Consider the following 20,877-nt stretch of genomic DNA (forward strand, 5'->3'; position numbering starts at 1 on the left):
AATCACGGCTGGCCCGGCAGGGCCGTAAGGGACAGCATTTTACGCCCCATCTCCCCGCGGCGCAAATTTTATGTTAAGCGGACTTCACCCAGGGCGCTTGCGGGGCGCTCGCCGTAGCGCTCGGACCAGCTGGCTGCCGGCTCTGCCTGGGCCACCTGATGCTGCACCAACTGCAGGAACTGCGAGCGCGGCACGCGTTGCGCACCCAGGCTCAGCAGGTGCGGGTTTTCCACTTGCGCGTCCAGCAGCGGCCAGCCGCGCGACTGCAGATCGGCAGCCAACGCTGCCAGCGCTACTTTGGAGCCGCCGCTTTCCGCACTGAACATGCTCTCGCCGAAGAACATCCGGCCGATTGCCACGCCGTAGATGCCGCCGACCAGGCGTTGGCCATCGAATACCTCCACCGAGTGCGCATGGCCCAGCCGATGCAGGCCGATATAGGCGCGCTGCATCGGTGAGGTGATCCAGGTGCCATCCTGGCCGGCACGTCGAATCGCCGCGCAGGCAGCGATCACCTGCGCAAAGGCGGTATCGGCGCGCACGGTCCAGCTGCTGTTGCGCAGCTGGCGTTTGAAGCGCGAGGACAGGCGCACGCCATCGGTGCGGAACACCATGCGTGGGTCCGGGCTCCACCACAGGATCGGCTGCCCGTCGGAAAACCACGGGAATACGCCATGTGCGTAGGCGTTGAGCAGCCGCTGCGGCGACAGGTCGCCACCGATGGCCAGCAGGCCGTCCGGCTCGCGCAATGCCTGGTCGGCCGGCGGAAACGGTGCGGCCGGATCGGCGGGAAGCAGAAAGGGAAGGGGGCGCGACATCGCGGCAGTTTAGAGCGTGGCGTGTGGCGCGCGGTATGCCATGCAACTTGGCCACAAGCAGCAGGGCCAGGGCGAGCACGGGCCGAACGCCGGCCCATTGACGGCTGCGCGCCACATTGGTTGCCATGCGCTGACGACGAGCCCCATCCACCTTGCGCGGGCCACTTATGTGGCATGGGGCGAGCCCTCGCGCGGCAATGGCTGGCGCGATCCATGTCGCGATCACCGCGCGTCAGTCGCGAAACGGACTGTGCTCGGCCAGCTCAAGCGCGTGCCGCGCGACAGCCTGGCGCTCATCGGCGCACCACTGCGCCAGCGGCTCGCGGAAACCGGCGTCGGCAATCCAGTGCCGGCTGCGCACCAGGGTCGGCAGGAAGCCGCGCGCAATCTTGTGCTCGCCCTGCGCGCCCGGCTCGAAGCGGCTCAGGCCTTCGCGCAGGCAGTATTCGATGCCTTGGTAGTAGCAGGTTTCAAAATGCAGGCCGGGCAGCGCCTCGCCGCCCCAGTAACGCCCGTACAGGGTGTCGCGTCCGCGCAGGCACAGCGCGCCGGCAATGGGCTGCCCATCCAGGTCGGCCAGGAACATCACCAGCTGGCGCGGCAGATACTGCGCAAGATGGCGCAGGAATCGCGGCGTCAACGCCGGCGAGTTGCCGTATTCGTTGAAGGTCTTGAGATAGAAGCCGTACATCGCGTCCAGGTCGGCGTCGCTGGCTTCATCGCCATGCACGGCGCGCAGCTGCACGCCGGCGCGCTGCACCTTGGCGCGCTCCTGGCGGATGTTCTTGCGTCGCTTGTGGTCCATTGCCGCCAGGAACGACTCGAAGTCGCTCCAGCCGCTGGCGTTGTGCCAGTGGTACTGCAGATCGTTGCGTTCCAGCCAGTCGGCAGCGAATGCGGAATCCTCGTCGGCCGGATGGAAATTCACATGCGCCGAGGACAGCCCGCTGCGCTCGACCAATGCCTGCATCGCCGCCAGCAACTGTCCGCGCCACCGGGCTGCGCCCAACAGGCGCGGGCCGGTCACCGGCGAGTAGGGCACCCCGCACAACCACTTGGGAAAGTACTCCTGCCCATAGCGCGCATACGCATGCGCCCAGGCGTGGTCGAACACGAACTCGCCGTGCGAGTTGTTCTTCAGATACCCCGGTGCCGCCGCAACCAGGGTGTCGCCTTCCCACAGCGTCAGGTGCAGTGGATTCCAGCCCCAGTCCGGGCGCAGGCACCCTTCGCGCTCGAGACCCTGCAGGAACGCATGGCTGATGAAGGGGTGCGTCCCATCGTGCAGCGCGTCCCAGGCACCGGCCGGCAGCTCATCCAGTCGACGCAACCAGCGGGCAGTCACGCGCATGTGCGCGGCCTGCCGTTGGCGCTGGCCGCACGGCGCGGCCGGCGGTCAGCGGGCACCTCAGGCGCTCTTGTCGAGATAGCGCTCGGCATCCAGCGCGGCCATGCAGCCGAAACCGGCGGAGGTGATCGCCTGCCGGTAGTGCTGGTCGGCGACGTCGCCGGCGGCGAACACGCCGGCCACCGAGGTTTCCGTCGCCGCGCCGTTCAGGCCGGAGCGGATCTCCAGGTAGCCGTTGTTCATGGCTAGCTGGCCATCGAACAGCTGCGTGTTGGGATGGTGGCCGATGGCGACGAAGAAGCCATGCGCGTCGATGTCGCGGGTGCTGCCGTCAATGGTGGACTTGACCCGCACCCCGGTCACGCCCGCATCGTTGCCCAGCACCTCGTCGATGGCGTGGTGCCAGACGGTTTCGATCTTGCCGGCGGCAACCTTGGCGAACAGCTTGTCCTGCATGATCTTTTCCGCACGCAGGGTATCGCGGCGGTGCACCAGGTAGACCTTGCGGGCGATGTTGGACAGGTACAGCGCTTCTTCGACCGCAGTGTTGCCGCCGCCGACCACCACCACGTCCTGATCCTTGTAGAAGAACCCGTCGCAGGTGGCGCACGCCGAAACGCCGCGGCCCTTGAAGGCCTCTTCGGTGGGAATGCCCAGGTATTTGGCGGTGGCGCCGGTGGCGATGATCAGCGCGTCGCAGGTGTACTCGGCGCTGTCGCCGACCAGGCGGAACGGCCGCTGCGACAGGTCCGCGGTGTGGATGTGGTCGAAGATCACCTCGGTGTCGAAGCGCTCGGCGTGCATCTGCATGCGGTTCATCAGGTCCGGGCCCATCAGGCCATGGGGGTCGCCGGGCCAGTTGTCCACTTCGGTGGTGGTCATCAGCTGACCGCCTTGCTGCAGCCCGGTGATGACCACCGGCTTGAGATTGGCACGCGCGGCATACACCGCGGCGGTCCAGCCGGCCGGGCCGGAGCCGAGGATCAGCAGGCGGGAATGCTTGGCAGGACTGGCAGAAGAGGCGCTCATGTATACTCGCGATCTAGGAATTGATGGGGATGGCGCAGGTCAATCGCGCCCCCGTGGCGGCATAGAGTGGCGGTCCCCACCCGGTGAATCAAGGCGGCGCGATGGAACTGCTTGAGCCGCAGATGGCATGGTCCGCCCGCAGTGCATGTCCGACGCCGCCTCGTGCGGCGTTTTTCGTTGATCCGCATGCGGCGAGGCAACCGGTGGTCATTCAACAGCTGTCAGCGTGGCCTCAGTCGTTTATTATCAACCACTAACAGCATTTTTCTAAGGTCTGGCTACAGGTGGCAAAGCAGGTTCCCGAACGCAGCAAGCCCGCAGAGGGCAAGTCGTCGTCGCGCAAGCCGGCGGTGGCCGACAATCCGCGTCGGCAAAAGCTCTGGCGCGATCTGGCCTTGATTGCGGTGGCGCCATTGCTGCTGTATCTGCTGGCCAGCCTGTTCACCTATTCGGCCGCCGACCCGGGCTGGTCGCAGACCGGCAGCGTGGTCGCGCCGGTGCACAACATGGGCGGCCGGGTCGGTGCCTGGATCGCCGACGTGTTGCTGCAGCTGTTCGGTTACGTGGCCTTCCTGCTGCCGGTGGTGCTGGGCGCGGTGGCCTGGATCGCCTTGTTCGGCATGGACAAGGAAGGGCAGGCCGAGGCCGACCTGGGGCCGGCGTTGCGCCTGGTCGGCATGGTCGGCTTCCTGATCTCCTCGACCGGCTTCCTGCACCTGCGCCTGTTCAATGGCGACGTCGCGGGGGCGGGCGGCATTCTTGGGCGATTGGTGAGCAACTCGCTGAGCGCCGGCTTCGGCGCGCTGGGCGCGAACCTGTTCGTGCTGGTGCTGCTGCTGGTGTCGATCACCCTGGCCACGGGCCTGTCGTGGTTTGCGGTGATGGAGCGCATCGGTAGGTGGGTGCTGGCGCTGGGGCCGCTGATGCAGCGCAAGACCCACCAGGCCAGCGAGTGGCAGCAGACCCGGGTGATGCGCGAAGAGCGCGAGGAAGTGCGCAAGGTCGATGCGGTCAAGCAGGCCAAGCGCGAGCCGGTGAAGATCGAGCCGCCGCCGGCACCGGTGGTGGAAAAAAGCGAACGCGCCAAGCGCGACACCCAGATTCCGATGTTCCAGGGCGTCAGTACCGACGGCTCGGACCTGCCGCCGCTGGCACTGCTGGACGACCCCAAGCCGCAGGCCAAGGGCTATTCCGAAGAAACCCTGGAGACCTTGTCGCGGCAGATCGAGTTCAAGCTCAAGGACTTCCGCATCGAGGCGCAGGTGGTCGGGGCCTATCCGGGCCCGGTGATCACCCGCTTCGAGATCGAGCCGGCGCCGGGCATCAAGGTCAGCCAGATCAGTTCGCTGGACAAGGACATCGCGCGCGGGCTGTCGGTGAAGTCGGTGCGTGTGGTGGACGTGATTCCGGGCAAGTCGGTGATCGGCCTGGAAATTCCCAACGTCACCCGCGAGATGATCTTCCTGTCGGAGCTTCTGCGCTCCAAGGAATACGACAAGTCGGCCAGCCCGCTGACGCTTGCGCTGGGCAAGGACATCGCCGGACGCCCGACGGTGGCCGATCTGGCGCGCATGCCGCACTTGCTGGTGGCCGGTACCACCGGCTCGGGCAAGTCGGTGGCGGTCAATGCGATGGTGCTGAGCCTGTTGTTCAAGGCCTCGCACAAGGAACTGCGCATGCTGATGATCGACCCGAAGATGCTCGAACTGAGCGTCTACCAGGGCATCCCGCATCTGCTGGCACCGGTGGTCACCGACATGAAGGAGGCCGCCAATGGCCTGCGCTGGTGCGTGGCCGAGATGGAGCGGCGCTACAAGCTGATGAGCGCGGTGGGCGTGCGCAACCTGGCCGGCTTCAACAAGAAGGTCAAGGACGCCGAGGATGCCGGCCAGCCGCTGATGGACCCGCTGTTCAAGCCGAATCCGGAACTGGGCGAAGCGCCGCGGCCGCTGGAAACGCTGCCGTTCATCGTCATCTTCATCGACGAATTCGCCGACATGATGATGATCGTCGGCAAAAAGGTCGAAGAGCTCATCGCGCGTCTGGCACAGAAGGCACGTGCGGCCGGTATCCACTTGATCCTGGCCACGCAGCGGCCGTCGGTGGACGTGATCACCGGGTTGATCAAGGCCAACATCCCGACCCGCGTGGCATTCCAGGTCAGCTCCAAGATCGACTCGCGTACCATCCTGGACCAGTCCGGCGCCGAGGCGCTGCTGGGCAATGGCGACATGCTGTACCTGCCGCCGGGCACCGCGCTGCCGGACCGCGTGCACGGCGCCTTCGTCAGCGACGAAGAAGTGCATCGCGTGGTCGAGCACCTCAAGGCCAGCGGGCCGGTGTCGTATGTGGACGGCGTACTGGACGAAGTGCAGACCATGGGCGATGGCACGGTGGTCGGTGCCACCGGCCTGCCGGAAAGCAGTGGCGGTGGCGGCGACGAGTCCGACCCGTTGTACGACGAAGCCTTGCGCATCGTCACCGAAACCCGACGCGCCTCGATTTCCGGCGTGCAGCGTCGCCTGAAGATCGGCTACAACCGCGCTGCGCGGCTGATCGAGGCAATGGAAGCCGCCGGCGTGGTCAGCCCGCCTGAACACAACGGCGACCGCACGGTGCTGGCACCGCCGCCGCCCAAGTGAGTGCGGCGGCGAGCGCGGCGGGCTAGCCGGCGATCGGGATGGGTTGGCGGTGCGTGGCGTGCCGATTGCGGCCCGCCGCCGCGCCTGACGCCTGCGCCTTGGGTCATTCTGGTTTGGCGTTGGCGGCTCACTGAGGCGGCCCGCCCAGGCCGCCGCGGTCCACCGCGTGCAGCGCAGTGGCGAGCGCAACCGGGCCCGGCAATACGGCAATGTTGGAAGTCGGTGCCTGTCATCGCGCGGCACACCGGCTACCCTGTCTGACGAAGGGCCGCTCCGGCCCGCCGCGATCGAGACCCATGCTGCGTCGTCCGTTGTTGTTGTTTGTGCTGATCGTCTACGCTCCGCTGCTTGCCCAGGCGCAACAGCAGGCCGCGCCTGCCGCAGCTGCACCGCGCACGCAGGCCGATACCAACTACAGTTTCGTGCGCTATCGCGCCGACTACGAAGTGCGTGCCGACGCCAGCAGCGTGGAGACCGACGAGTACGAGATCCTGCTGAAGACCAAGTCGGCGGTGGAGCAGTTCAGCCAGGTGCGGCTGAGCTATAGCGAGAAGATGGAAACCCTCGAGGTACTGGCGGCCTACACCGTTACCGCCGAAGGCCTGCGCCAGGACGTGGCGACCGACAAAATCTATACCCAGGAGAGCTACTCCAGTGCCTCGGCGGCGATGTACGCCGATCGCAAGGTCAAGGTGGTGGTGTTCCCGAATCTGGCGCCGGGCGCGCGCATCGTCTACCGCGTCCGTCGGGCGCAGAATACCCCGTATTTTCCCGGCTATTTCAGCCTGTGGGAGACCTTCAGCGTGTTTGCGCAGTACGACGATGCGGTGGTTACCCTGGTGGCGCCCAAGGCGCTGCCGATGCATTTGTCCGTGCGTGGCCTGCAGGGCGGCACCAAGCCGGTGGTCCGTGGCGATCAGGCACGTTGGGAGTGGCGGTATCAACGCGCCGTGCCGATGAAGAACCAGAACTGGAGCGCGGCGACCTGGGAGTTCAGCCCCACCTTGATGGCCAGCACCTTCGACAGCTGGTCGCAGATGGGCCTGGCCTATCACGTCAAGGGTGGGCGCGCGGCGGCGGTCACGCCGGCGATCCAGACAGTGGCCGACCAGGTCACCCAAGGCATCGACGACCCGCGCGCGCAGGCGGCGGCACTGTACGCCTGGGTGGCGCGCAACATCCGCTATGTCGCGGTGTATCTGGGCAACGGCGGGCTGGAACCCAATAGCGCCGACAGCATCCTGGCCAACCATTACGGCGACTGCAAGGACCACACCGTCATCCTCGAAGCGCTGCTGGCCGCCAAGGGCATCGCCAGCACGCCGGTGCTGATCGGCGCCGAGGGCGGGCCGACGCTGCCGCCGATCCCGGTGCTGGGGCGCTTCAATCACGCCATCACCTACATCCCGGCGTTCGATCTGTATGTCGATTCAACCAACCCGTACGCACGCTTCGGGCAGTTGCCGGCCGGCGATCTCGGTGCGCCGGTAGTGCACACGCGCGACGGCAAGGTCACGCACACGCCGCCGAACGACCGCAAGGTCAATCGCTATGTCGCGCGCACCGAGTACCGGTTCACGCCGCAGGGCGGCCTGCAGGGCCTGACCACACTGGATAGCGGGCAAACCGGCGAGGTGGGCCTGCGCGCGATGTTCGTGCAGCTCAATGCGCAAAACCGCAACCGCATTGAAGAGTCGATCATTGCCCAGTCCGGCTTCGACGGCACCGGCGATCTGCTGATACAGGGCGACCCGCTGGATCTGGACGCGCCGTTCAACTATCGCTATCGCTTCCAGGCCGACGACGCGGTGGATTTCTCGGTGGTCGGCGGCATGACCTTGCCGGACATGCCGGGGGCCGAATCCACGCGCGGCATCTACACCACCACCTCGGCCGAAGACAATCTGACCCCGTTCTACTGCAATGACAGCGTGCGCGAGGAAACCTACGTGGTGACCTTCCCGGAGACGGTGCCGATCATCGCCATTCCGCGCAGCAGCAGGTTTCGCAATGCCGCGGGCGAGTACGCGGTGGACTGGACGCGGCAGGGGCAGACCGTCACCGCGGTGCATCGCCTGCAGCGTGCCGCCGTGCGTGGGCCGCAGGCGCTGTGCCAGCCGCAGGACTACCGCGCGTTTCGCGAGCTCTACCAGCAGGTGCGACGCGGTTTTCGCGGGCAGATCGTGTATGGCGATCTCGCCAAGGGGCAGACCGCGCCATGACGGCGGGCGAGTGCGCCGCATGAACAGGTCGATGCGATAGCGCTCGCCCATTCATCTACGAAGCTTCAGAATTGACGCACTCCTTCAGGAAGACCGCGATGCATCGCCAGCTCCGTTATGCCGTCCTCGCCACCGCCCTGTTCGCCGGTACCGCGTTTGCCGGTGCGCGCCAGGAGCTGGATACGTTCACGCGCGGCCTGAAAGGCTTGGACGGGCAGTTCAACCAGCAGGTCACCGATGGCAATGGCCGGGTCAAGGAGCGCTCGAGCGGGCGGGTAGCCTTGTCGGCACCGCGCCTGTTTCGTTGGGAATACGCCAAGCCCTACAAGCAATTGATCGTGGCCGACGGCAGGAAGGTGTGGGTATTTGACCCCGACCTGGAGCAGGTGACGGTGCGTGCGCAGGGCAGCGAAGAGCAGAACAGCCCGCTGGTGGCCCTGATCGACCCGGCGCGCCTGGACAAGCAGTACGACGTCAGCGAAGAAGCCGCACCGCGCGACGGGCTGCAGTGGTTGTCGCTGACGCCCAAGGTCGACACCGAAGCCAGCTTCCAGATGGCCTCGCTCGGGTTCGGCAAGGACGGCCTGGCCAGGATGGAAGTCGTCGATGCGGTCGGCCAGCGCACCGCGATCAGCTTCAGCGGGTGGAAACGCAATCCTGCGTTTGCCGCCGACACCTTCCGCTACACCCCGGCCAAGGGTGTGGATGTGGTAGGCGATGCGCAGTAACGGGTCGCTTGCACGTGCAGATGTCTTTCTTTGGGAAGGCGTCTGCCGCCACATCGTCGTTCGCATTCAAGACCCATGCGTGGCCGGCACGGTGCATGCCGCCAACGCGCACCGTCACCGCAATGCCCTAACGCGATGGCGGGATAGAATGGGGCGTGGCACGAACCAGATCCCCCATTGAAGGCACCGCCGATCTGCTCAGCGTGGACGCCGATCACCTGCGTCCGCTGGCCGAGCGCATGCGTCCGCGCACGCTGGATGAAATGGTCGGTCAAAAGCGTCTGCTGACAGCCGACAGCGCGCTGCGCCGCGCGGTGGAATCCGGCCGCGTGCATTCGATGATCCTGTGGGGCCCGCCGGGCTGCGGCAAGACCACGCTGGCGCTGCTGCTGGCGCATTACGCGGATGCCGAATTCAAGGCGATTTCTGCGGTGTTGTCGGGGTTGCCGGAGGTGCGGCAGGTGCTTTCCGAAGCCGCGCAGCGCTTTGCTGGTGGTCGCCGCACGGTGCTGTTCGTCGATGAGGTACATCGCTTCAACAAGGCGCAGCAGGACGCGTTCCTGCCGCATATCGAGCGCGGTACGATTCTGTTCGTCGGCGCGACCACTGAAAACCCCTCGTTCGAATTGAACTCGGCACTGCTGTCGCGTTGCCGCGTGCACGTGCTGGAAGCGGTGTCTCCGCAGGACATCGTCGAAGCGCTGCAGCGTGCCTTGCACGATCCGGAGCGCGGGTTGGGCCAGGAGACGATCCAGGTCACCGATGCATCGCTGCTGGAAATCGCCGGCGCCGCCGATGGCGATGTGCGGCGCGCCTTGACCCTGCTGGAAATCGCTGCAGAGCTGGCGACCGGCGAGGGCGGCGAGATCACGCCGCAGACGCTGCTGCAGGTGCTGGCCGACCGCACCCGTCGCTTCGACAAGAACGGCGAACAGTTCTATGACCAGATCTCGGCACTGCACAAGTCCGTGCGCAGTTCCAACCCGGATGCCGCGCTGTACTGGCTCACCCGCATGCTCGACGGCGGCTGCGACCCGGCCTATCTGGCGCGCCGGCTGACCCGCATGGCGATCGAGGACATCGGCCTGGCCGATCCGCGCGCGCAGAGCATGGCGCTGGAGGCGTGGGATATGTACGAGCGCCTGGGTAGTCCGGAAGGCGAACTGGCCTTCGCGCAGTTGGTGCTGTATCTGGCCAGCACGGCCAAATCCAATGCCGGCTATGCCGCCTTCAATCAGGCCAAGGCCGAAGTGCGCGCCACCGGCACGCAAGAGGTGCCGCTGCATCTGCGCAATGCACCGACCAAACTGATGAAGACGCTTGGTTACGGCCAGGATTACCAGTACGACCACGATGCCGAAGGCGGTATCGCACTGGATCAGACCGGCTTTCCGGATGCGATGGGAGAGCGGATTTATTACAACCCGGTACCGCGCGGGCTGGAGATCAAGCTCAAGGAAAAGCTCGATCGGTTGCGCGCCGCGCGTGCCCAGGCGCGGGCTGACAAGGCTGGCAAGTCCACGGCATAATCGAGCCGCAGGAGATGGCATTCCTCCTTGAACCGCACGCGTTCTGCGTGCTGATGATGCCTGCCCACCCCGCCGGGGCGGCAGGTCCGTGGCCGGCATCGCTTCTTGACCGAGGATGGATGATGCCGTTTTTGCATGCTGGTTCTTCAAAGACACTGCCGGCCGCCGACTGCGGGGTTCCTGCATGAGCGCGCCGGTGTGGTGGCAGCAACTGTTGCTGGCAATGACCGGCGGAGCGCTGGGGTCGGGACTGCGGTTTGCGATCGGCGCATCGTTGCTGCAGCGCTTTGGCAGCGGGTTCCCGTGGGGAACATTGACCGTCAACCTGGTGGGCTCGTTCGTCGCCGGCGTGCTGATGGTGTGGCTGGAGGCGCGTGGTCCTTCGAGCTGGCCGCTACGCGCCTTGTTGATTGTCGGCGTGATCGGCGGGCTGACCACCTTTTCGTCGCTGATGATGGAGTGCCTGATGTTCGCGCGCAGCGACCGCTCGACGCTGATCGGCGTGTATCTGGCGGTGACCCTGGTGGCTGGGCTGGCGTTGGTGTTTGCCGGTGCGCGTGCCGGGCAGTGGTTGATTGCACGCTAGGTTGCGGCTTGCCGCATCCTCGCGACAGGCAGACGCGTCTTGCGTGCTCGGTAAGCCGTGCTCTTCGAAAAATCCGAAGGCGTGCTTTCGCACGCCTTCGGTGAGCATCTGACCTGTTTGACGAGAGCGGCATGGCGGCCGATCTTGCGATGCCTGACTTACAGCGCCTCGATGATGCCCGCTGCGCCCATGCCGGTGCCGATGCACATGGTGACCATGCCGTACTTCTGCTGGCGACGGCGCAGGCCGTGCACCAGGGTGGCGGCGCGGATTGCGCCGGTGGCGCCCAGCGGATGGCCCAACGCGATCGCGCCGCCCAGCGGATTGACCTTGGACGGGTCCAGTTCGCTGTCGCGGATCACTGCGAGCGCCTGCGCGGCGAAGGCTTCGTTGAGCTCGATCCAGTCGAGCTGATCCTTGGTCAGACCGGCCTGCTTGAGTGCCTTGGGGATGGCGGCGATCGGGCCGATGCCCATCACTTCCGGGCGCACGCCGGCGACCGAGAAGCTGACGAAGCGGGCCAGCGGGGTCAGGCCGTAATCCTTGATCGCCTGCTCGGACGCCAACAACACCGCACCGGCACCATCGCTCATCTGCGACGAATTGCCAGCCGTCACGCTGCCGCCGAACTGGCCGTTGCGGAACACCGGGCGCAGCTTGGCCAGGCCTTCGAGCGAACTGTCCGGGCGCGGGCCTTCGTCGGTGTCGACCAGGCGCTTGCGCAGCGCGATGACGTTGCCCGCCAGGTCGGGCTGGTGCGAATGGATTTCGTACGGGGTGATCTCGTCGCGGAATTCGCCGGCAGCAATCGCGGCAATCGCCTTCTGATGCGAAGCCAATGCGAACGCATCCTGATCTTCGCGCGAGACTTTCCACTCCTCGGCGACCTTTTCGGCGGTGATGCCCATGCCGTAGGCGATGGCCACGTGGTCGTCGGCAAACACGCTCGGCGACATGGCGACCTTGTTGCCCATCATCGGCACCATCGACATCGACTCGGTGCCGCCGGCCAGCATCAGGTCGGCATTGCCCAGGCGGATCTGGTCGGCCGCCATCGCCACGGCCTGGATGCCGGACGAACAGAAGCGATTGATGGTCTGACCGGCGACCGAATTCGGCAGGCCGGCCAATAGCACGCCGATGCGCGCCACGTTCATGCCTTGCTCGCCCTCGGGCATGGCGCAACCGATGATGGCATCGTCGATCCGCGACAGGTCGATGCCCGGCGCCTGCGCGACCACTGCGCGCAGCACGTGCGCCAGCATGTCATCGGGACGGGTATTGCGGAACACGCCCTTGGGCGCCTTGCCGACCGGGGTACGGGTGGCGGCGACGATGTAGGCTTCTTGGATCTGTCGGGTCATGGGATGGGTCTCGAATGGCTGGGAGAGTGCTTGTTCGGGTCCCGGGGCCCGGGACCCGGGACCCGGAAGGTCAAAAGCGCCCAGTAGCGGCTCTTGCCTTTCCGGGTCCCGGGTCCCGAGTCCCGGGTCCCGGCTTCAATCAATTCCTGAGTGGCTTGCCGGTCTTGAGCATGTGCCCAATCCGTGCCTGGGTCTTTTCCTGCTGGGCCAGTTCGACGAAGTGCTTGCGCTCGAGCTTGAGCAGCCATTCTTCGTCCACCAGTGCGCCACGATCGACTTCGCCGCCGCAGACCACGGTGGCGATGCGGGTGGCGATCTCGTAGTCGTATTCGCTGATGAAACGGCCTTCCAGCATGTTGACCAGCAGCATCTTGAAAGTGGCGATACCCACATCGCCGGCGACCTGGATGCGACGGGCCGGCAGCGGAGCGCGGTAACCACCCTCGGCCAGCGCACGGGCTTCGGCCTTGGCGATGTGCAGTGCCTCGTAGCTGTTGAAGACGATCTTGTCGGTGGCACGCAGCAGGCCCAGCTCCTTGGCGTTGACCGCCGAGTTGGACACCTTGGCCATCGCGACGGTTTCGAAGGTCTTCTTCAGTTCGGCGAATACGTCGCCGCCCGGACCCGCCGCAATCGAAGCGCGGACCGCGATTTCCTTCAAGCCGCCACCGGCCGGCAGCAGGCCGACGCCGGCCTCCACCAGGCCGATGTAGCTTTCCAGCGAGGCCACGGTCTTGGCGCTATGCATCTGGAACTCGCAACCGCCGCCCAGTGCCAGGCCGCGCACCGCGGAAATCACCGGCACCTGCGCATACTTGATGCGCTGGCTGGTGGCCTGGAAATTGGCGACCAACGCTTCGAACGCATCGACCTTGCCGGCCTGCAGCAGGCCAAGCGCGCCGGCCAGGTCCGCACCGGCAGAGAAGGGCTCCTTCTGCTGCCAGATCACCAACCCGGCGAAGTCCTTCTCGGCGCGGCCGACGACTTCCTGCAGGCCGTTGAGCACGTGGTCGGACACGGTATTCATCTTGGTCTTGAAGCTGACCACGGCGATATCGTCGCCGTCGTGCCACATGCGCACGCCGTCGTTTTCGAACACGGTCTCGCCCGGCGAGAACTGCTCGCCCAGCAACGGATCGGGGAAGCGCTGGCGCTTGTAGACCGGCAGGGCAGAGCGCGGCAGTTTGGCATCGCGCGCCGGGCTGTACGAGCCTTCCGCACCATGCACGCCATCGCGGCCGTCGAACACCCAGTTCGGCAGCGGCGCGCTGCTCATGCTCTTGCCGCTGGAAATATCTTCGGCAATCCACTGTGCCACCTGTTTCCAGCCGGCGGCCTGCCAGGTCTCGAACGGGCCGAGCGACCAGCCGTAGCCCCAGCGGATCGCCAGATCCACGTCGCGCGCGGTTTCGGCGATGTCGGCCAGATGGAACGCGCTGTAGTGGAACAGGTCGCGGAACGTGGCCCACAGGAACTGCGCCTGCGGGTGCTGGCTTTCACGCAGCTTGGCGAACTTTTCCGCCGGGTTCTTGATCTTCAGGATCTCCACCACTTCCGGCGCAGCAGTGCGATCGGCAGCGCGATAGTCCTGCTTCTGCAGGTCCAGCACCACGATGTCCTTGCCGACCTTGCGGAAGATGCCGGCGCCGACCTTCTGGCCCAGGGCACCCTTGGCGATCAGCGCTTCCAGCCACTTCGGCGCGGTGAAGTACTGGTGCCACGGGTCGTCCGGCAGGGTGTCGCCCATGGTCTTGATGACGTGCGCCATGGTGTCCAGGCCGACCACGTCCGAGGTGCGATAGGTCGCCGACTTGGGGCGGCCGACCAGCGGGCCGGTCAACGCATCGACTTCGTCGAAGCCCAGGCCGAACTCCTGGGTGTGGTGGATGGTGGAAAGGATCGAGAACACGCCGATGCGGTTACCGATGAAGTTCGGGGTGTCCTTGGCATACACCACGCCCTTGCCGAGCGTGGTGACCAGGAAGGCTTCCAGACCTTCGAGCACGGCCTTGTCGGTGCCCTTGGCCGGAATCAGTTCGGCCAGGTGCATGTAGCGCGGCGGGTTGAAGAAATGCACGCCGCAGAAGCGGTGGCGCAGCTGCTCGGGTAGCACGTCGGAAAGCTTGTTGATACCCAGGCCGGAGGTGTTGGAGGCCAGCACGGCATGATCGGCCACGAACGGAGCAATCTTCTTGTACAGGTCCTGCTTCCAGTCCATCCGCTCGGCGATCGCCTCGATGATCAGGTCGCAGTCGCGCAGCTGCTCCAGGCCGCTCTCGTAATTGGCCGGGGTGATCGCCTCGGCCAGCGCCTTGCTGGCGAGCGGGGCAGGGCTGAGCTTGCCGAGATTGGCGATGGCCTTGAGCACGATGCCGTCGGCCGGACCTTCCTTGGCAGGCAGGTCGAACAGCACGGTGTCGACACCGGCATTGGTGAGGTGCGCGGCGATCTGCGCGCCCATGACGCCGGCACCGAGCACGGCGGCGCGACGGACTAGCAACGGATTGGACATAGCAATGGCCTCTTGGTGGAGCGTTTACGGTGTGGAATGAGCGCGGAACCCGGGTTCCGCGAAACGAATGAGTTCGCGCGCCGCGCGCGCGCGGTGGTCGGCCTCGCTGACGCCCGCCGGGCGCTTGATCAGGCCGAAGTCGGCCATGGCGTAGGTGAGCGCGCCGGCCAGGAAGTCCAGCCGCCAATACAGCTCTTCCTTGCTCAGGCCCGGCACGCAGACGGCGATGGCCTTGCCGAATTCGCGCAGCACATGACCGTAATGGTCGGACAGGAACTTGCGCAGGTTGTCGTTCTTTTCCGCATAGGCGCGGGCAATCACGCGCACGAAGGCGCCACCGTTCTGGCGGTCCTGCGCCATCGCCAGTGCCGGCTCGACGAAGGCCGCAAGCACGGCAGTAAGTTCGCCGGGCCGTGATTTCCTTGCTGCCTCTAGCTGCTGCAGCCGTGCGGCAGTCATCTCGTCCATGCGGCGGCGGAACACCTCGTTGACCAGGTTTTCCTTGGAGCCGAAATGATAGTTGACCGCAGCGATATTCACGTCGGCCTGGGTAGTCAGCTGCCGCAGCGAGGTACCGGCAAACCCATGCTGGGCAAACAGCTCCTCGGCGGCACCGAGAATGCGGTCCTTGGTGGAGAAGTGGGCAGGCTTGGGCATGCGCTAAGGGTGAGGCTCAATCAAACGATTGTTTGAGTCTACGGGCTTGGTTGCAGGCGCGTCATGCGGCAATGCAGCACGATTCAGGGGGCGGTGTGCAAATGGATGGGCGACACGATAGAATTGACCATCGCAAAGAAGCCTAAGCCCGCGTTTTGACGCGGGTTTTTTTCATGATAACCTCGGGCCTTCAGTGGCCCGCCCAACGGAGAACTTCCCATGGCGCTGGAGCGCACCCTGTCCATCATCAAGCCCGACGCCGTTGCCAAGAACGTCATCGGCGAAATCTACAGCCGCTTCGAGAAGGCTGGCCTGAAGGTCGTGGCCGCCAAGTACAAGCAGCTGTCGCGTCGCGAAGCCGAAGGCTTCTACGCCGTGCACCGTGAGCGTCCGTTCTTCAACGCGCTTGTCGAGTTCATGATCTCCGGCCCGGTGATGATCCAGGCGCTGGAAGGCGAGAACGCCGTTGCCGCACACCGTGACCTGCTGGGCGCGACCAATCCCAAGGACGCTGCGCCGGGCACCATCCGCGCCGACTTCGCCGATTCGATCGATGCCAACGCCGCTCACGGCTCGGACTCGGTCGAGAACGCTGCCAACGAAGTCGCGTATTTCTTTGCCGCCACCGAAGTGGTCTCGCGCTGAGGCCGAGAGAGTCGAATCGTGAATGAGGTCGTGATCCCCTCCGTGTTGCAGGACGTACCTGTCCGTACCCCGGAACTGCGCAAGCAGAACCTGCTCGACCTCGATCGCGAGGGACTGGAGCGCTTCTTCGCCGACACACTCGGCGAGGCGCGTTACCGTGCCCATCAGGTGATGAAGTGGATCCACCATCGCTACGTCACCGATTTCGACCAGATGACCGACCTCGGCAAGGCATTGCGTGCGAAGTTGCACCAGCATGCCGAGGTCCTCGTCCCGAACGTCGTGTTCGACAAGCCCTCTACCGACGGCACCCACAAATGGCTGCTGGCCATGGGTACCGACGGCAAGAACGCCATCGAAACCGTGTACATCCCCGACAAGGGCCGCGGCACGCTGTGCGTGTCCTCCCAGGTCGGCTGCGGCTTGAACTGCACGTTCTGTTCAACAGCCACCCAGGGCTTCAACCGCAACCTCACCACCGCCGAGATCATCGGTCAGGTGTGGGTCGCTGCGCGTCACTTGGGCAACGTGCCGCATCAGCAGCGCCGCCTCACCAATGTGGTGATGATGGGCATGGGTGAGCCGTTGATGAATTTCGACAACGTCGTGCGCGCGATGAGCGTGATGCGCGACGATCTGGGCTACGGCCTGGCCAGCAAGCGGGTGACGCTGTCGACCTCCGGCCTGGTGCCGATGATCGACCGGCTTTCCACGGAAAGCGACGTGTCATTGGCGGTGTCCCTGCATGCCGCCAATGACACGCTGCGCGAGAGCCTGGTGCCGTTGAACAAGAAGTACCCGATCGCCGAGTTGATGGAGTCGTGCGCGCGCTATCTGCGCGGCAGCAAGAAGCGCGATTCGGTGACCTTCGAATACACCTTGATGAAGGGCATCAACGACCAGCCGGAGCATGCGCGCCAGCTGGCCCGGTTGATGCGGCAGTTCGACAATGCGGTGCAGTCCAAGGACGCCGGCAAGGTCAACCTGATTCCGTTCAACCCGTTCCCCGGTACGCGTTACGAGCGCTCGGGCGAGACGGAGATTCGCGCATTCCAGAAGATCCTGCTCGATGCGCAGGTGCTGACGATGGTTCGCCGCACCCGTGGCGACGACATTGATGCGGCATGCGGGCAACTCAAGGGGCAGGTCATGGACCGTACCCGTCGCCAGGCGGAGTTCCGCCGCACATTGGAAGGGCAGGCCGATCGAGATGCGGCAGCGTGAACTCGCGTTAATGGCGGCCGTGGCGATCGCGTTGTGTGCGGTCGGTTGCGGTGGTCGTAATGCCAAGGCCGGCTCGGCCAAGAGCGTGGAGGAAGTCGCGCCGGTGTACTCTTTCCGCGACGACAAGGCCACCAAGAATCGCCTTGCCGTGCAGGAAAAGCTGGGGCTTGCCAGTAACCGGCTGCAAACCGGCGACTACGCAGGTGCCGAGGAGCAGGTTCGAGCCGCACTGAAGAAGGATCCGCAGTCGGTGGATGCCATCGGCATGCTGGCGCTGATCCAAGGGGGGCGGGGCGATGTGGCCGGCTCCGGCGCTTCTTATCGCCGTGCGGCCGAATTGGCGCCGCAGCGGGGCGATGTGCTGAACAACTACGGTGCCTGGCTGTGCGCCAACGGCTCGCCTGCCGAATCGCTGCTGTGGTTCGACCGGGCGCTGACCGACCGCACCTATGCATCTCCAGCGTCTGCGCTCGGTAATGCCGGTGGCTGTGCGATCAAGGCCGGCCAACCCGAACGCGCAACCAGCGATTTGCGCAAGGCGCTCGAACTGGACCCGAATAATCCCTATGCGCTGGAGTCGATGGCGCGCCTGGAAGCGGGGCGTCGTCATTTTTTTGAGGCGCGCGCCTTCATCGAACGGCGGCTTGCGGCTGCACGGGCAACGGCTTCCGTGTTACAACTCGCCATTCAGATTGAGCAAGGGCTAGGCGACAAGGTAGCTGCCAGCCGTTACCAACAGCGGTTGGTCAAGGAATTTCCTGACGCAGCGACCGCTAACCCCGGGGCCAATGCATTGTGATCAGTGATTCCAATCCGAACCCTTTCGAGCAGGAAAAGGGCTGCGGAACGCAGTTGCGCGAGGCGCGTGAAGCTGCAGGTCTGAGCGTGGACGAGGTCGCCGGCAAGCTGCGCATGCCTGCGCGGGTGGTGCATTCTCTGGAGCAGGAAGAGTGGCAGCGCATGGGTGCGCCGGTGTTCGTACGCGGCCAGTTGCGCAGTTATGCGCGCCTGCTGCAGGTCGACCTGGAGCCGCTGCTGCAGCAGGCGACCATTGCACCCATCGAACCGGTCAAGTTGGTCAGTCATACGCATACCCCGCGTGCCCGGCGCATTCTCGAAAGCACTGCGCGCAAGGCGATGTATGTGGTCATCACCGGCGTGTTCGCCGTGCCGGTCTGGTACGCAACGCGTTCGCACCTGGATGGCAAGGCGCCAAGCACGGTATCGCTGGACAGCATGCCGGTTGCGGCCAAGGCCGGCGCTCCCGCTGCCGCGATGCCGCCCGCTGCCGCACCGCGCGAACAGCCGGCGCCCTATATCGCGTCGATGACGCCGGTGCCGCGTACCACCACCGCCGATGAAGCGTCGGCAGCTGCCGGATCCGGCGACCTGTCGCTGAGTTTCAGCGGCGACAGCTGGGTGCAGATCCTGGCACCGGACGGCAGCGCGGTCGAAAAGGCGCTGATCCGCGCTGGCGAACGCCGCAGTTATTCGCCAGGTCAGGTGGGCCGCATCGTGCTGGGCAATGCGTCGGCGGTACAGGTTCAGCAAGGCGGCAGTATCGTCGACGTGAAACCGTTCCAGCGCGCTAACGTGGCCCGTTTTGCGGTATCCTCCGACGGCTCCGTGGTACCTGCTTCCGAGTGAAGCGGACTGCGGTTTTTCATTTATCCCTTTTGATGTTCCGCGCCTCCGGGATGACGGAGCGAGAGTACGCATGGCGATCGACGATCTGCTGGACGAACACGAACAAGGCGAACGCGTTCGTTCCTGGTTGAGAAAGAATGGGGCGGGACTGGTGGGCGGTGTGGTGCTCGGCCTGGCCCTGATCCTGGGCTGGAAGTGGTGGCAGAAGCACACCACGACTGCATTGGTGGAAGCCAACACCCGCTACGAAGCAGTGGTGAAGTCGATCCAGGGCAAGGACCTGGAGAAAGCAGCCAAGGACATCGTGGCGCTGGACGACGGCAAGGGCGGTATCTACGCCGAATTGGCCGCATTGCGCCTGGCCAAGGCGCAGGTCGATGCCGGCAAGAATGCCGAAGCGATCAAGACCCTGCGTGACGTGCCCGCCGAAGGCGAACTCAAGCAGATCGTGCAGCAGCGCCTGGCGCGTGTGCTCACCGAGAGTGGCAAGCCGGACGAAGCGATCAAGCTGCTGGCCGATGCGCAGGACCACGCCAGCCTGGAGATCCGCGCCGATGCGCTGGTGGCCCAGGGCAAGCCGGACGAGGCGCGTGCGCTGTACACCAAGGCCCTGACCACGGTGGATGTGGCCTCGCCGCAGCGCCGCTTGCTGGAAACCAAGCTGATGGATGTAGGCGGCAAGGTGCCCGATCCGGCGGAGCAGATTTGATGAAGCAGGTTGATATGTATAAGCGCGTTGCGTTGATTGCGGTGATGGGTCTGTCGCTGGCTGGCTGCAGCACGGTCAAGGGCTGGTTTGCCGGAAAGGATGCTGCTGCCAAGAAGGCGCAGGAACCTGCCGAGCTGGTCAAGTTCGAGCCGTCGGTCAAGGTTGACAAGATCTGGTCAACCGGCGTCGGCAAGGGCGAGGGGCATATCGGCGTGCGTCAGCGCCCGGCCGTGGCCGATGGCAAGGTGTATGCAGCGGCCATCACCGGCGGCGTGCAGGCGCTGGACCTGCAGACCGGCAAGCGTGTATGGGAATACAAGCCCAAGAAGGAAGAGCGCAACGATCGCAAGTTCAAGCAGCGCCTGTCCGGTGGCCCGGGCGTGGGCGAAGGCCTGGTGGTGATCGGGACCTTGTCCGGCGATGTGATCGCGTTGAACCAGGCCGACGGCACCGAAAAGTGGCGCGCCAAGGTCCCCAACGAAGTGATCGCCGCGCCGGCCATTGCGCAGAGCCTGGTGCTGGTACGCAGCAACGATGGACGCGTCAGCGCTTTCGATGCAGCCACCGGCGAGCGTCGTTGGTTCCATGCCGAAGAAGGTCCGACGCTGTCGGTGCGCGGTAACGCGCCGATCGTGACCGGCCCGGGCGTGCTGTTCGTGGGCAACGACAGCGGCACCTTGAGCGCGCTGGCGCTGCAGGACGGTCGTCCGTTGTGGGAGCAGGCCATCGGCGTGCCGGAAGGCCGCACCGAGCTGGAGCGCATGTCCGACGTGGATGGTGCGCCGGTGCTGGATGGCACCACGCTGTACGCCACCAGCTTCAAGAACGAAACCCTGGCGCTGGAAGGCCCGAGCGGTCGCCCACTATGGACGCGCGATCACGGCGGCGCCGGTGGCGTCGGTGTGTCGTCGGCCGTGGTGGTGGTGTCCGATAACGCCGGTTCGGTGTGGGGCCTGGACAAGAGCAGCGGCGCGGCGATGTGGTCGCAGGCTGCCCTGGCACGTCGCTCGCTGACCGGTGTTGCCATCCAGGGCGACTACGCCGTGGTCGGTGATTACAAGGGCTACCTGCACTGGCTGAAACTCAGCGACGGTGCACTGGCCGCGCGCGCTCGCGCTGGACGCGACACGCTGCTGGCGCAGCCGCAGGTCGTCGATGGCATTCTGCTGGTACAAAACACCGACGGCGATCTCACCGCCTTCCGGTTGGCACAATAA

At 65.4% G+C, this 20,877-nt stretch carries 17 protein-coding genes and 1 riboswitch; of the genes, 11 read left to right on the forward strand and 6 right to left on the reverse strand.

Annotated features, from left to right (window positions below):
• Positions 1-68: 68 nt before the first annotated feature.
• The 3 genes from aat to trxB all read right to left on the reverse strand — a co-directional run bounded on the left by aat (position 69) and on the right by trxB (position 3,195).
• Positions 69-818 (reverse strand): leucyl/phenylalanyl-tRNA--protein transferase, encoded by a 750-nt coding sequence (gene aat / locus ACCQ10_RS10440; RefSeq protein WP_372363018.1) that lies wholly within the window; start codon positions 816-818, stop codon positions 69-71.
• Between the two features lie 232 nt (positions 819-1,050).
• Positions 1,051-2,169, reverse strand: coding sequence for a GNAT family N-acetyltransferase (locus tag ACCQ10_RS10445; RefSeq protein ID WP_372363019.1), 1,119 nt, complete (start codon positions 2,167-2,169; stop codon positions 1,051-1,053).
• Between the two features lie 57 nt (positions 2,170-2,226).
• On the reverse strand, positions 2,227-3,195 hold the full coding sequence (trxB, locus tag ACCQ10_RS10450; RefSeq protein WP_039403874.1) for a thioredoxin-disulfide reductase: 969 nt from the start codon (positions 3,193-3,195) through the stop codon (positions 2,227-2,229).
• A gap of 284 nt (positions 3,196-3,479) precedes the next feature.
• Here trxB and ACCQ10_RS10455 point away from each other — a divergent pair, with 284 nt between their 5' ends.
• The 5 genes from ACCQ10_RS10455 (at position 3,480) to crcB (ending at position 10,902) form a co-directional block, all read left to right on the forward strand.
• Entirely contained in the window at positions 3,480-5,837 is a 2,358-nt protein-coding gene (locus ACCQ10_RS10455; RefSeq protein WP_047695180.1) for a DNA translocase FtsK, read from the forward strand.
• Between the two features lie 296 nt (positions 5,838-6,133).
• Positions 6,134-8,059, forward strand: a complete 1,926-nt coding sequence (locus ACCQ10_RS10460) for a DUF3857 domain-containing transglutaminase family protein (RefSeq protein WP_372360581.1) — start codon at positions 6,134-6,136, stop codon at positions 8,057-8,059.
• Between the two features lie 98 nt (positions 8,060-8,157).
• The gene (lolA, locus tag ACCQ10_RS10465; RefSeq protein WP_166745008.1) at positions 8,158-8,787 is read left to right on the forward strand and encodes an outer membrane lipoprotein periplasmic chaperone LolA; all 630 of its coding nucleotides are present in this window, start codon (positions 8,158-8,160) and stop codon (positions 8,785-8,787) included.
• A 239-nt stretch (positions 8,788-9,026) separates the two neighbouring features.
• Positions 9,027-10,316 (forward strand): replication-associated recombination protein A, encoded by a 1,290-nt coding sequence (locus tag ACCQ10_RS10470; RefSeq protein ID WP_372363097.1) that lies wholly within the window; start codon positions 9,027-9,029, stop codon positions 10,314-10,316.
• Between the two features lies 1 nt (position 10,317).
• Positions 10,318-10,386: riboswitch (Fluoride riboswitch) on the forward strand.
• A 114-nt stretch (positions 10,387-10,500) separates the two neighbouring features.
• A complete protein-coding gene (crcB, locus tag ACCQ10_RS10475; protein ID WP_039564608.1) occupies positions 10,501-10,902 on the forward strand; it encodes a fluoride efflux transporter CrcB in 402 nt (133 codons plus the stop codon).
• Positions 10,903-11,060: 158 nt separating this feature from the next.
• Here crcB and ACCQ10_RS10480 read toward each other — a convergent pair whose 3' ends face one another.
• The 3 genes from ACCQ10_RS10480 to ACCQ10_RS10490 all read right to left on the reverse strand — a co-directional run bounded on the left by ACCQ10_RS10480 (position 11,061) and on the right by ACCQ10_RS10490 (position 15,435).
• Entirely contained in the window at positions 11,061-12,266 is a 1,206-nt protein-coding gene (locus ACCQ10_RS10480; RefSeq protein ID WP_372360582.1) for an acetyl-CoA C-acyltransferase, read from the reverse strand.
• A gap of 139 nt (positions 12,267-12,405) precedes the next feature.
• Positions 12,406-14,778 carry a 3-hydroxyacyl-CoA dehydrogenase/enoyl-CoA hydratase family protein gene (locus tag ACCQ10_RS10485; RefSeq protein WP_372360584.1) on the reverse strand — a complete coding sequence of 791 codons (2,373 nt, stop codon included), beginning with the start codon at positions 14,776-14,778 and terminating at the stop codon, positions 12,406-12,408.
• A 24-nt stretch (positions 14,779-14,802) separates the two neighbouring features.
• A complete protein-coding gene (locus ACCQ10_RS10490; RefSeq protein WP_047695173.1) occupies positions 14,803-15,435 on the reverse strand; it encodes a TetR/AcrR family transcriptional regulator in 633 nt (210 codons plus the stop codon).
• A gap of 219 nt (positions 15,436-15,654) precedes the next feature.
• On the opposite strand from ACCQ10_RS10490, the gene ndk reads away from it, so the two are divergent.
• From ndk to bamB, 6 genes are all read left to right on the forward strand, one after another.
• Entirely contained in the window at positions 15,655-16,080 is a 426-nt protein-coding gene (ndk, locus tag ACCQ10_RS10495) for a nucleoside-diphosphate kinase (protein WP_002812972.1), read from the forward strand.
• Between the two features lie 18 nt (positions 16,081-16,098).
• Entirely contained in the window at positions 16,099-17,304 is a 1,206-nt protein-coding gene (gene rlmN, locus ACCQ10_RS10500) for a dual-specificity RNA methyltransferase RlmN (protein WP_047695171.1), read from the forward strand.
• 10 nt (positions 17,305-17,314) lie between these two features.
• Complete coding sequence (gene pilW, locus ACCQ10_RS10505) at positions 17,315-18,103, forward strand: type IV pilus biogenesis/stability protein PilW (RefSeq protein ID WP_039403808.1); 789 nt, start codon at positions 17,315-17,317, stop codon at positions 18,101-18,103.
• Positions 18,100-18,951, forward strand: coding sequence for a helix-turn-helix domain-containing protein (locus ACCQ10_RS10510; RefSeq protein ID WP_372360585.1), 852 nt, complete (start codon positions 18,100-18,102; stop codon positions 18,949-18,951). The genes pilW and ACCQ10_RS10510 overlap by 4 nt, the downstream gene beginning before the upstream one ends.
• 70 nt (positions 18,952-19,021) lie before the next feature.
• Complete coding sequence (locus tag ACCQ10_RS10515; RefSeq protein ID WP_372360587.1) at positions 19,022-19,660, forward strand: YfgM family protein; 639 nt, start codon at positions 19,022-19,024, stop codon at positions 19,658-19,660.
• On the forward strand, positions 19,660-20,877 hold the full coding sequence (gene bamB / locus ACCQ10_RS10520; protein WP_039403800.1) for an outer membrane protein assembly factor BamB: 1,218 nt from the start codon (positions 19,660-19,662) through the stop codon (positions 20,875-20,877). Before ACCQ10_RS10515 ends, bamB begins: the two co-directional genes overlap by 1 nt.

The sequence above is a fragment of the Xanthomonas sp. NCPPB 1325 genome (genome assembly GCF_041477645.2).
GTDB lineage: Bacteria > Pseudomonadota > Gammaproteobacteria > Xanthomonadales > Xanthomonadaceae > Xanthomonas > Xanthomonas cannabis.

What these genes read in the sequence shown, in the direction of transcription:
- aat (WP_372363018.1), bottom strand. Translation starts at nt 818, where the DNA reads ATGTCGCGCCCCCTTCCCTTTCTGCTTCCCGCCGATCCGGCCGCACCG.
- ACCQ10_RS10445 (WP_372363019.1), bottom strand. Translation starts at nt 2,169, where the DNA reads ATGCGCGTGACTGCCCGCTGGTTGCGTCGACTGGATGAGCTGCCGGCC.
- trxB (WP_039403874.1), bottom strand. Translation starts at nt 3,195, where the DNA reads ATGAGCGCCTCTTCTGCCAGTCCTGCCAAGCATTCCCGCCTGCTGATC.
- ACCQ10_RS10460 (WP_372360581.1), top strand. Translation starts at nt 6,134, where the DNA reads ATGCTGCGTCGTCCGTTGTTGTTGTTTGTGCTGATCGTCTACGCTCCG.
- lolA (WP_166745008.1), top strand. Translation starts at nt 8,158, where the DNA reads ATGCATCGCCAGCTCCGTTATGCCGTCCTCGCCACCGCCCTGTTCGCC.
- ACCQ10_RS10470 (WP_372363097.1), top strand. Translation starts at nt 9,027, where the DNA reads ATGCGTCCGCGCACGCTGGATGAAATGGTCGGTCAAAAGCGTCTGCTG.
- crcB (WP_039564608.1), top strand. Translation starts at nt 10,501, where the DNA reads ATGAGCGCGCCGGTGTGGTGGCAGCAACTGTTGCTGGCAATGACCGGC.
- ACCQ10_RS10480 (WP_372360582.1), bottom strand. Translation starts at nt 12,266, where the DNA reads ATGACCCGACAGATCCAAGAAGCCTACATCGTCGCCGCCACCCGTACC.
- ACCQ10_RS10485 (WP_372360584.1), bottom strand. Translation starts at nt 14,778, where the DNA reads ATGTCCAATCCGTTGCTAGTCCGTCGCGCCGCCGTGCTCGGTGCCGGC.
- ACCQ10_RS10490 (WP_047695173.1), bottom strand. Translation starts at nt 15,435, where the DNA reads ATGCCCAAGCCTGCCCACTTCTCCACCAAGGACCGCATTCTCGGTGCC.
- ndk (WP_002812972.1), top strand. Translation starts at nt 15,655, where the DNA reads ATGGCGCTGGAGCGCACCCTGTCCATCATCAAGCCCGACGCCGTTGCC.
- pilW (WP_039403808.1), top strand. Translation starts at nt 17,315, where the DNA reads ATGGCGGCCGTGGCGATCGCGTTGTGTGCGGTCGGTTGCGGTGGTCGT.
- ACCQ10_RS10515 (WP_372360587.1), top strand. Translation starts at nt 19,022, where the DNA reads ATGGCGATCGACGATCTGCTGGACGAACACGAACAAGGCGAACGCGTT.
- bamB (WP_039403800.1), top strand. Translation starts at nt 19,660, where the DNA reads ATGAAGCAGGTTGATATGTATAAGCGCGTTGCGTTGATTGCGGTGATG.